The organism is Paracoccus sp. AK26 (genome assembly GCF_011801365.1).
Lineage (GTDB): Bacteria > Pseudomonadota > Alphaproteobacteria > Rhodobacterales > Rhodobacteraceae > Paracoccus > Paracoccus aerius.
Genome location: NZ_CP041043.1, coordinates 1 through 11742 on the forward strand (window position 1 = coordinate 1; position 11742 = coordinate 11742).

11 protein-coding genes and 1 pseudogene are annotated in these 11742 nt (G+C 59.1%); 5 read left to right on the forward strand and 7 right to left on the reverse strand.

Features of this window, described 5'->3' with window-relative positions:
- From FIU66_RS14310 to FIU66_RS14325, 4 genes are all read left to right on the forward strand, one after another.
- The gene (locus FIU66_RS14310; protein ID WP_167623598.1) at positions 1-1305 is read left to right on the forward strand and encodes an AAA family ATPase; all 1305 of its coding nucleotides are present in this window, start codon (positions 1-3) and stop codon (positions 1303-1305) included.
- Positions 1302-2423, forward strand: coding sequence for a ParB/RepB/Spo0J family partition protein (locus tag FIU66_RS14315; protein ID WP_370528967.1), 1122 nt, complete (start codon positions 1302-1304; stop codon positions 2421-2423). Before FIU66_RS14310 ends, FIU66_RS14315 begins: the two co-directional genes overlap by 4 nt.
- Positions 2424-2520: 97 nt before the next feature.
- Complete coding sequence (locus FIU66_RS14320; protein WP_167623599.1) at positions 2521-2760, forward strand: type II toxin-antitoxin system PrlF family antitoxin; 240 nt, start codon at positions 2521-2523, stop codon at positions 2758-2760.
- On the forward strand, positions 2757-3161 hold the full coding sequence (locus FIU66_RS14325) for a PIN domain-containing protein (protein ID WP_167623600.1): 405 nt from the start codon (positions 2757-2759) through the stop codon (positions 3159-3161). Before FIU66_RS14320 ends, FIU66_RS14325 begins: the two co-directional genes overlap by 4 nt.
- A gap of 747 nt (positions 3162-3908) precedes the next feature.
- On the opposite strand, the gene FIU66_RS14330 is transcribed toward FIU66_RS14325, so the two are convergent.
- From FIU66_RS14330 to FIU66_RS14360, 7 genes are all read right to left on the reverse strand, one after another.
- Positions 3909-4832: a hypothetical protein gene (locus FIU66_RS14330; protein ID WP_167623601.1), complete on the reverse strand. Its 924-nt coding sequence runs from the start codon at positions 4830-4832 to the stop codon at positions 3909-3911.
- A gap of 25 nt (positions 4833-4857) precedes the next feature.
- Complete coding sequence (locus FIU66_RS14335; protein ID WP_167623602.1) at positions 4858-5205, reverse strand: hypothetical protein; 348 nt, start codon at positions 5203-5205, stop codon at positions 4858-4860.
- Positions 5206-5217: 12 nt separating this feature from the next.
- Positions 5218-5589, reverse strand: coding sequence for a hypothetical protein (locus FIU66_RS14340; RefSeq protein WP_167623603.1), 372 nt, complete (start codon positions 5587-5589; stop codon positions 5218-5220).
- 80 nt (positions 5590-5669) lie between these two features.
- Positions 5670-7442 (reverse strand): vanadium-dependent haloperoxidase, encoded by a 1773-nt coding sequence (locus FIU66_RS14345; RefSeq protein WP_167623604.1) that lies wholly within the window; start codon positions 7440-7442, stop codon positions 5670-5672.
- Positions 7443-7512: 70 nt separating this feature from the next.
- Positions 7513-8019, reverse strand: a complete 507-nt coding sequence (locus FIU66_RS14350) for a hypothetical protein (RefSeq protein WP_167623605.1) — start codon at positions 8017-8019, stop codon at positions 7513-7515.
- Between the two features lie 166 nt (positions 8020-8185).
- Positions 8186-9208 carry a hypothetical protein gene (locus FIU66_RS14355; RefSeq protein ID WP_167623606.1) on the reverse strand — a complete coding sequence of 341 codons (1023 nt, stop codon included), beginning with the start codon at positions 9206-9208 and terminating at the stop codon, positions 8186-8188.
- A gap of 16 nt (positions 9209-9224) precedes the next feature.
- On the reverse strand, positions 9225-10814 hold the full coding sequence (locus FIU66_RS14360; protein ID WP_167623607.1) for a hypothetical protein: 1590 nt from the start codon (positions 10812-10814) through the stop codon (positions 9225-9227).
- A 316-nt stretch (positions 10815-11130) separates the two neighbouring features.
- Here FIU66_RS14360 and FIU66_RS18200 point away from each other — a divergent pair.
- Positions 11131-11391 (forward strand): annotated as a pseudogene (locus FIU66_RS18200) (DSD1 family PLP-dependent enzyme); the annotation flags it as partial.
- Positions 11392-11742 lie beyond the last annotated feature (351 nt).

Below are 11742 nucleotides of genomic sequence, written 5' to 3' on the forward strand. Positions count from 1 at the left end.
ATGTATACCCACCAAGACCTCGCCCGCCTGCAGTCCCAGTCCCTGAAGATGCAGGGCTGGATCCGGCGGCAGACCTTCAGCCCGGACAACGAAAAGACCCTGCGCCGCTTTTCAAGCTGGGAGGTTTCGGAACTGATCTTCCGGATGAACCAGTCCACCTTCCGGGGCAAGCTGGCCGCCGACCCGAACCTTCCCCTCGGGGAAGTCGAGGAGGACGGCCGCCAGCGGTGGTTCTCGCTCGAGGAGATCAACGAACTGCGCCGCCGGGTGCGGGTGAACAAGAAGTCGCTTATGCCGCCCCGTCCCGCCGACCGCCGCGCCTTCCGCGCGGCCATCGCCAATTTCAAGGGCGGCGCGGGCAAGTCCACCGTCGCGCTGCATTTCGCCCATGCCGCCGCCCTTGACGGCTATCGCGTGTTGCTGGTCGATTTCGACCCGCAGGCGACGCTGTCCCATTCCATGGGCCTGACCGACGTGGGCGAGGATCACACCGTCTGGGGCATCATGGCCCGCGACCTGGAACGGGAAACCGACCGGATGAACGCCGCCGCGGCCGGGGCGGAATCGGGAACTGCCCTGCCCCAGCGAAAGCTGCCCGCCTCGATCCGCGACATGGGCCTGGGCTCGCTGCGGCCGGGCGACTTCATCAAGCCGACGGCCTGGCCCACGATCGACATCGTGCCAAGCTGCGCCAATGCGGCCTTTGTTGAATTCGCCAGTGCCCAGTACCGGCACCTGAACCCGGAATGGACCTTCTTCGGCGCCGTGTCGCGCTTTCTCGATTCCCTTCCGGACGAGGCGTGTGACCTGATCCTGTTCGACTGCCCCCCGGCCATCGGCTATCAGTCGATGAATGCGGTCTTCGCGGCCGACATGCTTTATATCCCCTCGGGGCCCGGCTACTGGGAATACGACTCGACCACCAGCTTCATCGGCCAGCTAGCCGAGGCGCTCGAGGATCTGTCCCACGGGTTCGAGAACTTCCCCACGGGGAAGATCGCCCTGCCCAAGGCCTTTGCCGATATCCGCTTCCTGATGACGCGGTTCGAACCCGCGAACGAACTGCACCAGGCCATGCTGGGCGCCTTCCGCCAGGTCTTCGGCGACCGCATGGCCCAGCACCCGATCGAACTGACCCGCGCGGTCGAGCAGTCCGGCCGCTTTCTCAGCTCGGTCTATGAAATCGACTATCGCGAGATGACCCGCGGCACCTGGCGCCGGGCCCGCGCGACATTCGATCAGGCCTACGAGGAGTTTCGGTCCCATGTGCTGGCTGCCTGGGACAAGCTGGAGGACAAGGCATGAGCCGCAAGCGCCGGATGTTCGATATCGAGGTTCCCGCCGAGGAACCCGAAACCTTCCCGGCGGGGAAGGATGGCGACAAGGCGCAGCGACGGGGGCCAATGGCCACGGCCATCGCCGAGACGGCCGAATCCACCCGCGACCGCGCCCAACTGGAAGCCCGCATCCGTGCCGAAAACGACGCGCTTGCGCAGGAACATGTCCGGCTGAAGCGGGCAGGGCTGATCGTGGACCTGATCCCGCTGGACGCCATCGACACCCACAAGCTGATCCGCGACCGGGCGCCGGCGGCGGATTTCGAACTGGCCGAACTGGTGGCCTCGATCCGCGACATCGGCCTGTCGAACCCGATCCGGGTCGAGCCGGGCAGGGACGGGCGATACGAGCTGATCCAGGGCTGGCGTCGCCTCTCCGCCTATCGCCAGCTGCTGAAGGAAACCGGCGATGCAGACAGTTGGGGCCGGATCCCCGCAGGGATCGCCGCGCGGGGCGACGCCTTGGAGCAGCTTTACCGTCGCATGGTCGATGAGAACATGGTCCGCAAGGACATCTCATTCGCCGAAATGGCGCAGCTTGCCCTGCATTACGCGATGGATCCGCACACCGCCGAACAGGATCCCGACCGGGCGGTGGCGATCCTGTTCAAGTCGGCCGGCTATCAGAAGCGCAGCTATATCCGCAACTTCATCCCCCTGGTCCAGGCCCTGGGCGAGGTGCTGATGTATCCCCAGGAAATCCCGCGGGCCCTGGGCCTCTCGCTCGCGCAGCGCCTGACCGAGGTCGAAGGACTGGCCGCCGCCATCGCAGCCGAGTTGAAGGACTGGGACACCCGTTCGGTCAAGGACGAGCTTGACCTGCTGCGGCGCTTCGCAGGGCAGGGGGGTGACGAACCCGAGGAACGCCCCGCCGGCAAGCCCCTCCGCCCCGCCCCCCGACGGGTCGCGCCAAGACCACCTTCCAGATCCCCCGGCCGCAAGGCAACGCGAAATGCACCGCCGCCAATGGCCGGCTCGAGGTTCGTCTGTCGCGCGATTTCTCGGCCGTGGACCGGCGCAAGCTGGAGGCGGCGGTTGCCGCCATGCTGGACCAGATCGGGTGACGGAACGGGCAGGGGCCGGTAATGCGCCCCAGCGTCCATCAGGGCCGCATCATCGCCAACTTGAGAAAGCAATGCGTTTTTGCTATCTGTAAGGAACAACACAGGAAGGTAGTCCAGCCATGTCAGAATCCAGCCTTACCACCAAGGGCCAGACCACGTTGCCGAAGGCGGTGCGACATGCGCTTGAGCTGCGGCCCGGCGACCGGTTGCGCTATGTCATTTTGGACGACGGGCAGGTGCGGCTGATGCGGATGGTCCCTGTGGCTAGCCTTGCGGGCATCCTGCGGCGCGAGGGTCAGCAACCCGTCACGCTGCACGACATGGAACAAGCCGTGGCCCAGGGTGCTGCGGGGGAATGATCGCGCTTGATACGAACGTGGTCGTCCGCTTCCTGGTGCAGGACGACCCCGTCCAGGCCGCACAGGCCACTGCCGTCTTCGCCGAACTGACCGAAGACAACCCCGCCTGGCTGTGCCGCGAGGTTCTTGTTGAACTGGTCTGGGTGCTGGAACGCGCCTACCGCCTGCCTCGCGCCGAAATCGCCAGCGCCATCGACGGCCTTCTTGCCGCCCGAGAGGTCGTTGTCGAAGCCCCTGACCGGGTCGGCGCCGCCATCAACCGATACCGCGAAGGCGGAGCGGGTTTTTCAGACCACCTGATCGCCCTTTCCGCCCGAAACGCCGGCTGCACCCAGACCTATACCTTCGACCGTCAGGCAGTGGCCAACGCCGGCATGAGCAGGGTTCCGGTGGCCGGTTGAGTAAGTGGATATAGGCGGCTGCTTCCCGCAGCGGATCAGGTGACCGCGATCTCTCTTATCCACGCATACATTTTCACAAATCTGGACGAAACGGTCGTTTGTAGACCAATTCAGCTCAACTCTTTTCCAGGTCGGGGCAGGCAAAGGGTATAGCGTTTCCTCGCGCTGATGCTGTTTGCAGGCCTCCCAGCCTCTGAATCCTCCCGCACGTTACCTGCTTCAGGTCAAGAGTTCTTTTCCTAGCTGGTAGCGCTGCTTTCGAAGCCGCTAAAGTAAACCGCATCGAAAGCCAAAATGGCGGGTATAACGAAAAGCACATTTGCATCCTTGCCTGTGAGAAGGGCAGGGGAATGGGGTAACCGGGGCAGATTTCCGGGCAGTTTGGTTCAAGCTGGTCGAACGGCGACAAGCTCGTGGAGGAGCGGGATACGTCCTGCTGATCCGTTCAGGCAAGGCGAGCACCCAGATAGGCCAAGAAGGAGATGCCGAGCTTGGGCAGGTCTTCATCAACCTGAATATGACCGCGCGCCTGATGGCTATCTGCACTAAGCGTTCGGGTTCATTATCCGAGAGCGGCCTCATGCCATCTTGGATCAGACATCCGCCGCAATCGCAACGATCATGCTCGGACTTCTGCTCCAGTTACGAGCAAAGGTAATTGAGGCAGACTCCCTGGTTCGATCGTAGAACCAAAATGAACTGGACGAACTCGAGTTCTTCATCTGTAGTTCGTTGAGCGATGTCATTCTAATGGTCACGTCCTGGCGCGGTAGGCGAGGGCGGCGGGCCGCTGTTGCGAAGGGCGACAAAGCGCGCCAGCACATCAAACCAAAAAGGTGCGCCAAGTGTAACAGCGAAGCTGGTTAGAAGGAGTCCCAGGAAACTTGTCCCAAACCGGCGAAATGCAGAGCAATCATCTTCCTCGCATTTTGCTTCGGGCCATCCCAACGGCGGCGGAAGTACGCTCGTTATGACGTTAGAAACTAAGCTGGAATTTAGGATTTCCTGTGCTTGTTCGTCTGTTGCGTCTGCAACCCGCTGACTTGTTTCGACGAAGTGCGCGCGCAAGGCGTCATCATACCAAAGCGTCTTTGCAATCAGCAATGTGTCGGCATTGATCGGCACTACTATCAGAACCGCTACAACCAAAGAGATGAAAGAAACATAGCGCTTGTAGACGCCTGAGGCTCGATCCATGACCTGATCGAACCACGACCCTAGCGCCTCATGTACCAAAGCAACAGGGGCACCGTCTTCAAGCCCAATCTCTTTGATCACGGAAAATAGGATCGAGTTCCTGTCGATCTTCGTCGCAAGCGACGCCAGCACTACCCCTTGAGGAACGGCCGCATCGTTGCCTGCACCCGCCTTTCGTAGCGCCTGAATTAAAGCGGTCGCGAAATCATCGCGTTCAAGATAGCTAGGCGCTTGGCGAGGGGCGTCGCCTCTGCTGTCGCCGGATCGACCCATCGACCGGATCAGCCCGGTGTTCCAGAATGCTTCCCGAACCACCTTGTCGTCGATGATCCGGTTGATTTCCATGAACAGTACCCGCGCGCGCAAGCGCAATAAACCGGCAATTGCTTCGTTGATACTGGTGCAGACCAGACCAAGCACCAAGTAGATCAGCACGAGGCCAAGTACGGTTTCGATCGTCGCTGTAAACAGCATGACAACATCTCCTGTCGGTTGAGGATCAGGCTTTGGCGCGCCCAATCCCGGCGTTGAGAACCGGATCATCGACCATGCCGTGGATCTGTGCGTTGCCGATCATCAGGCTTGGCAAGGCGCCAGAATCGCTGGTCTGAAATGCCGGGCGCGGATGGAAGGCACGCCTGGCTACATTGAATGTCCGCCTGTCCTCGAATTGGGTTATGGACAAGAAACACAGCTCAGACAGCAAGTTGCACTGCCTGTTGCTCAAAGCTTTGAGGTCGAAATCTACCAGTGGCGAGGCATGGAGGATCCGAGTCACGACGGCAACGATGCGGGTGGCGATCTCGGTTAGGCGGGCATAGGTCTGGTCGTCGTGCAGGATCGGCACAGTTCGCTCCTTTTACGGGGTCTGGACGCGATCAATTGGCCCAAAGCCGAGAATGAACGGGACCGCGAAGCACCACAGCACCAGGGTGTCGAAGGCGTCGAGATCGAGGTCGGGCGGGATCGTTCCGGCCTGACGCCCTTGCACGGTGACCACGCCGCCCGGCAGATCAAGAAACCGGGTGCCCTCCATCCGGCTTTGCAGCGCCAGATCGGCGGCATCGGTGGGAATGCCCGTGTTCAGGGCGAACCCCGGCGTGGGCGATCCGTCGAAGAAGAAATCGTCGCTGGTTTCCATCAGCAGCCCTTCGCCAGTCTGGCGAATGGTGAAGCTGCCCCGAAGCGTGTGGCCCGGGCCCGGAGTGAGGCGTCCCTGTGCAACAATCATTGTCTACCCTTTCGTGGTGGCGAACCGCAGCCCCAAGCTGCGGCCGCTGTTCGGATGCGGCGTGGCAGGTTACTCACGTCTTAAGGACGGAGAGTGGTTTTGCTGATCTTCGACTGCACGGCTTGGAACAGGCGGGTTCCCTGAACTGTGTTGGTGGGCGCGCGCATCTTGTTGTCCCAGATGTCGTTAGCGATCCCCAGCCCCAGGGGGATGCCGCCGGTGGGTAGGTCGCTGTCGGGCGCGTCCGGGGCACGTTTCGTGGTCCAGACGTTCGAATAGGTCATGGCGTCGGCGTCCTTGTAGGCGCCAGTGCCATCGTCGGCGTCGGCAAAGTCGAAGGCGTCGAAACGCCAGTGAACGCCCAGCCAAATGCGGCTAAAGGCGTTTTCCCACATCGCCCGCCACAGCGAGTTGAAGCTGCGCTTGACATAGGTGCGTACAAGGCCCGGCTGATCCTCGATCGGGCGGTTCGGATCGTGGGGCTGGTGCAGGTCGCGCGAAACGCCGTTGAGTTCCTCGGATACGAAGCTGAAGGCGATGTTGTCAGGGCCATTGGGGTCGGAAACTGTGGCCTTGTCGATCGAAGCAAGGTAAAGTCGTGCAATCTGGAAGCAGGCGGCCCCGAAAGTCGCGTGGCCTGAGGGATAGGCCGGAAAGGGCGGTTTGAAACTGATGCGGTTTGAGTTGGTGTCGGGCGCGCCGAGAGCAAGCCAGAACGGGTCGGCCCCGGCCACAAGCTTCGCTGTGCCGGATTTCTCATCGTCCTGCTCCGCGCTCGGGTCGTGTTCGCGGATGCCGGACAGCGGGCGCCACAGTTCAAAACGATATTTTTCCTTCCAGGCGTATTTGCCAGCATCGGCCATGGCGACATTGGCCAAGGCAAACAGGCGCACCAGTTGTTCTGTTGTTTTCTGATCATCCGGTCCGGCCTCCTGTAGGCCGAGTTTGTCCCAAACGATGGTGCGCAGGATCTGGTTGTAGAGTCTGGGCGGCGTACCAATCAGGTTGGCGCCGTCATAAGCCCAGTAGATCGCAGCCACCGTCTGATCGGGCGTTCGATCAGTCGAGCCCAGATGCGCAGCGCCGCCGCTGCGACGCACCTCCTCTAGGGCCGCATCGTATTCCGGCGTGCCCTCGGGCCACTTCGCCACGCGGTGGCCATCAGGGTCGGTCACGGCGAAGTCGCGCACGGTTGTTCCGTAATAAGGCCCGTGATAGATGCGGACTGCCCGTTGCCCTTTTGATGGATCGTCGGGGTCGATGTCTTCCAACCGAACAGGATGCTGCGGCTCGTCGCGGAAGTAATAGCGGCCCAAACGCGGCTCATAGCGCAGGCCATCAGCCCCTGGCTCGCCCTCGGCCACCGCAAGGCGGTCGTGGAGCAGGTTGGCGATGCGGATACCGTAACGATGCGCGGGCGATAGGGTGTCGATGTGGTGCGGATAGTCGGCGACCATCCGTGTCCGCATCTGTTCCAGCGTTTCGCGCGCCAGTCGGGACACGCCCGGGCCGGTCCTTCCGTAAAGCGCGTCAAGGATCGTCATCGCCGCCGCCGTCAGTGCGGCGTTCGCGGAATCAAGGGTGGCAGCGACCCCTGCAGGAACCGGTGGGCGCTGTGCATTGGGCAGCCAGGTCGGCGGATCGCTTGTCTCGGTATGCCCAAGCGTGGCGAAAAACGCATCGTGCATGGCGAGATGCAGCAGGCCAAGGGCGCGCGAACTCATCGTCGGGCCGCCCTGCGGGCCACCCAGCGAATGAGTGATGCGGTTCATCTCGAGCCCGACATGATTCCAGTAAAGCACGGGATAGGCGTTGAGACCCGGCTTTTCATTTACCTTGGGAAGGACAAGCATGGCAGTTCTCCAATCTTGTTGATCATTGACGCGGCCTTAGACCTGCGAGTCTGCATAGCCGGGTGTTCGATTATTTCATTGCGGCCGACCAAGGGTGTTCCAGGGCGGCGAAGTGCCAGTTAATCGCGCCCTCGGCATCGGGGGCAGGATGCGGAATGTCGTGCAGAACGATGCGGCCATCCACCGTGCCGCGGCTGTGAGCGTGGCGGCCAAAGGCGTTCAGCCCTAATGCGGCGCCGTCCAACGACAGAACCGCCACTCCGTCAGCTGGAAAGAACCGGCCGGGAACTGACACCCCATCCGGCAGATGGCGCAACATCAGAAACTGTGGCGCGCTATCGTGCAGTTCGGCCAGGATCGCCACGATCGAATTTTGTTCGGACAGGTCGTCCGGTGCTCGGATATCCTCTGAGTCCACCGACGTTGCGGTATCCGAGATGATCAGATGCTCTCCCGTCGGGCCGCTCCGGGCCGCGATAAGCCATTCTCTGAGAGGCGCATTTGTCCGATACGGGGTATCGTAAGGCCCGATGCGAAGCGTATTCAGCATCGCAATGCGGAAAGATTGTGGGATCATGGTCAGCCCCTTTGTGTCGCCGGGACCAATCTTGTGCCGCCACCGTCAGCACAGCGTCAAAACACCGTCGAAATACGGTTAAAATTGCATCAATTGATCTTTCCCATTCATTTCATGAGCAGGCCGCAGCCAACGCGAGCCGAAGTCTTGCGTATGATCGCCTTTTTCAAGCGGCGGGTCGTGCCTCGGGAAAATCGGTCAGCAGCATGACAAGCGCAGGGTCGTCCTTATCGAAATACCTGACAATGTCCGCAAAGACCCGGCTGTTCTCCGTGATCGCCTGAACCGCAAGCTGTCCGACCTCTTTCGAAAAAAGATGCGGCATTAGCCGCCGCGCCAAGGTCCACGAGGCGATGTTATCGGTCATGTAGTGGACCCCCGCGAAGACGCGTCGGTCCCCCCAATCGACCATGTATTTCTGGATCGCGCGAATGCAGTCACGCGTCAACGATTCATGATTTTCCAATAGCGCCGAAAAAACTTGGCAGCCGCCTAGGATTCCTTGGATACAATGCCCGCTGAGAAGTGATGGATGGATGCCGGTGTGAGTCGCGTATTCGCCCCCGGCGACCAGCCAGCGAAAGCCCCGGACGTCTAGCAGTGTGGCAGCTGTCCAAGGACGCGGACGCTGGAACTGCTGCTTGATGTCCCATGTGGCGGGCACAACCTCTCCGATGCGGTCCCAGAACATTTTTTCAAAACGGGACACTTCGAAATCAGCATTGTAGACGATGAAGTTCGAGCCGACATTCCGGCTGGCCCGATAGTTGTAGGTAGGATTAGGCAGGGTGATGAACGAATAGACAAGATCATAGATAAAGGCATCTTCGATCTCGTAATGCCATTTGTGTGACCGCAGGCACCCGTCCGGAGCCTTTGGGATGTCTGGATCTTCATCCATGATGTCCCGCCCTCCGTCTGTGCCGAAATAGAGCCTCGCTGCCAGCTCCATTTCCTTTTTTGTCGATTCTTCTTTCTGCGCCTTAGCGGCACCAAGCCATTTGCCGTTTTTCCATTCCGGCCAAATGTTCTTCTTCACATCCTCCAGCCATTTTTCCATCAATTCGTGATAAGCGTCCTTTCCTTTAGGCCATTTTTTCATCGGTTGAAAAACTCCCGCTTCGCCAGGGCCGTCCTTCAGCAAATTCCTGTAGCCTTCGTTAAGAACGCCAAACGGAGCAAGTTCCATCAGCAGTCTCTCCTGTTTAGCCCAGGCCAAGCCGGGCAGCGGCTTCGACAACAGCGACTCGATGAACCGGATTGACAATCGGATAGTTTGGCGATCGCAGCATCTCGACCGAAAGATCCGGTTCGCGGGCGGTCAACAGTTCCAGCTTTGCCCTACCTTCTTCGATCCGGCCTTCACGGGCATAGGCGGTCATCAGATCGACAATTGTTGGTCGGAATACTATCGTGTCCAACGACATCTCTCCAGCGCGTATGGCGCCAGCCGTATCTCCGGCCATCAGACGGGCGAACAATTCGCTGCTGCGTGCCATTGGTAGGGCGAGAGTGCCGCGGCAAAGAAGAACGGCCTTATCTGCTGCACGCACGGCCTCAGCATGACGGTTGGCATAAACCAGTGAGATGGCGCGAAAGATCCAGCATGCACCGCTGCCAGGCAGCAGTCGCACGGCTTCTTGGGTCATCATTAAATTTCGATCCAGATCTCGCTTGAGGAACCCGAATGCATGTCCGGCAAGCGCTTGGACTAGGCCATTCTCCGGCGCCAGTTGAAGCGCGGCACGGAAACTGTGCATCACCTCGTCAGCGTCGGGGCAGGTGTGGAATTCTCGTTCGCCATAAAGAAGAAGACGTGAAAAACCAAGTAGCGCATGGTAAATCCCCTTCTCATCGGCGACAATCGCTGCCTCGCTGCACCGCATGATGTCATGTAACGGCATCGACCCGGGCACTAGAACTCCCATCAGCGCTTGGCATCCATTTGCATAGGCGCTCCACCGAGAGTTACGGAGGCTACGGCCCTCAGTACGAATGGCAAAATCTTGCAACAACTGCGCCATTTCAATCTGCACGGCGCGGACATCGGACCAGCGACCTGCATTGATTTCGCGCCGCAACTGCCATTTTAAAGAGCCGAAGCCGTCCGTCACAGATGATGAAACTATACAACCTTTGCCCATGTCCAGCGCGCGAATCTGAACAATAAGGTCTGTTGCACGGGGTAAAGGGGTTGTTGTATCCGATCGCCGGTTTATGACGGCATGAAGCCCTATAACTGAAAGAGATTCGATCAAGCTGTCGTAAATGAAGTCGCAGATCTCAGATATCCGGTTTTCGCCCGTAGGGCAGATCGGCAGGTCGATATACCAGAATCGATCAGGTTGCGTCGCCTCAATCGAACCCCAACGCGTTTCCCTTGCAGAGAAAACTGCACGACATTCGCGGAGCCATTCATTGAACCCCTCCTCGCGCAGATCAAAGCCACGTAGAATTTCCCCTGTTGCGCCCGATCTGATATAATCGAAGTCAAGATACGCTGGGTCCAGCCAGACCCAGGTTCGGTCCGCATAAATTACATCCACGTCGTTTTTGAGAACAGAGCGCAAGGTGGCGATAGATTGTCGCAGGCTTGCCGCTGCCTGAGCTGGGCCACGATCTCCCCACAACTTTTCTTGCAACCAGGTGCGGGTTTGTCGGTGATTGTGTGTTAGCGCAAGAATTGCCAATAAGGCACAATCCTTACGGCCTGACGGACGAACTGATCGACCCTCACGGTCGATAATGTCGAACGCGCCAATAACTTTTACCAAGTAGCGCTTGGCCCGATCCATTTTACAATTTTACTTCAGGGATCCTGCATCAACTAAGAGATCATACTTCATACAACATAGCACATAGTATCTTTGAAAAACCATACCTTTACTATCCATGAAAGGTCGAGTGCAACAGGTGCTTAGCGTATTTGCCTAGTAATAAACAATATTTTTTAATAGTATCGATATTTGATATGGGATGACAAAAGATCCAGATAGATTGTCGAGGCTTCGAAAAGGGAAATTTGCTGTACGACCTAGCACCGAATTTCCCTCTAGGGTTGTGCTAAAAATCATCTAACAAGAACAAGTAGCGGTATTCGTTTGTCTCCGTCAGGGCGCGATGCAGCACATGGACAGCTACGCCGACCGCAAGGCCAAGCTGTACGCGGCCATCGTCCCGGTCAGGACGCGGTCGAGCGGCTAAAAGCTTGTGGGATGGAGCCGGAACTGGTCTCGGGCGGCGCTCGGCAGTTATTAATTCGAGAGCGACTCGGGCGTGCACAATGAACTCTAGTGCGGCAGCTACGCCTTCATGGACGCGGACTATAGCCGCATCCACGACAAGGACGGCAAGCGGATCGACCAGGGAGAATGAGATGCCGAGCTTCCGGCATGTCCTCATCAGCCCGAGCATCACATCGCGGGCTTGACAGCCATTGGTGCTCATGGGGCCGCCTGAGAACCACATCTCTTTAATTTGAAAAGCATCGCTCAGATCGCTATTGTCAGCCAGAAATGCAGGATCACGCACTCATTGCCGCGAGCCAACTTATGGTTGCCATGCTCTACCGCATATAATGGATTACTCTACCTTGGCCATAGCCGGTCTCCTCTGTGGTGTGGTTCGCAAAACCACCATAGAGACCTGGAGCCCGATTATGGCCGCCTGCTGCGCTGTTTTGGTGGCTCCACAGGCGGCCATAACCTTCAACAGCGCGTTATT

Excerpts from the sequence above, each read along its gene's own strand:
- FIU66_RS14310 (WP_167623598.1), top strand. The coding sequence starts at position 1 with ATGTATACCCACCAAGACCTCGCCCGCCTGCAGTCCCAGTCCCTGAAG.
- FIU66_RS14315 (WP_370528967.1), top strand. The coding sequence starts at position 1,302 with ATGAGCCGCAAGCGCCGGATGTTCGATATCGAGGTTCCCGCCGAGGAA.
- FIU66_RS14320 (WP_167623599.1), top strand. The coding sequence starts at position 2,521 with ATGTCAGAATCCAGCCTTACCACCAAGGGCCAGACCACGTTGCCGAAG.
- FIU66_RS14325 (WP_167623600.1), top strand. The coding sequence starts at position 2,757 with ATGATCGCGCTTGATACGAACGTGGTCGTCCGCTTCCTGGTGCAGGAC.
- FIU66_RS14330 (WP_167623601.1), bottom strand. The coding sequence starts at position 4,832 with ATGCTGTTTACAGCGACGATCGAAACCGTACTTGGCCTCGTGCTGATC.
- FIU66_RS14340 (WP_167623603.1), bottom strand. The coding sequence starts at position 5,589 with ATGATTGTTGCACAGGGACGCCTCACTCCGGGCCCGGGCCACACGCTT.
- FIU66_RS14345 (WP_167623604.1), bottom strand. The coding sequence starts at position 7,442 with ATGCTTGTCCTTCCCAAGGTAAATGAAAAGCCGGGTCTCAACGCCTAT.
- FIU66_RS14350 (WP_167623605.1), bottom strand. The coding sequence starts at position 8,019 with ATGATCCCACAATCTTTCCGCATTGCGATGCTGAATACGCTTCGCATC.
- FIU66_RS14355 (WP_167623606.1), bottom strand. The coding sequence starts at position 9,208 with ATGGAACTTGCTCCGTTTGGCGTTCTTAACGAAGGCTACAGGAATTTG.
- FIU66_RS14360 (WP_167623607.1), bottom strand. The coding sequence starts at position 10,814 with ATGGATCGGGCCAAGCGCTACTTGGTAAAAGTTATTGGCGCGTTCGAC.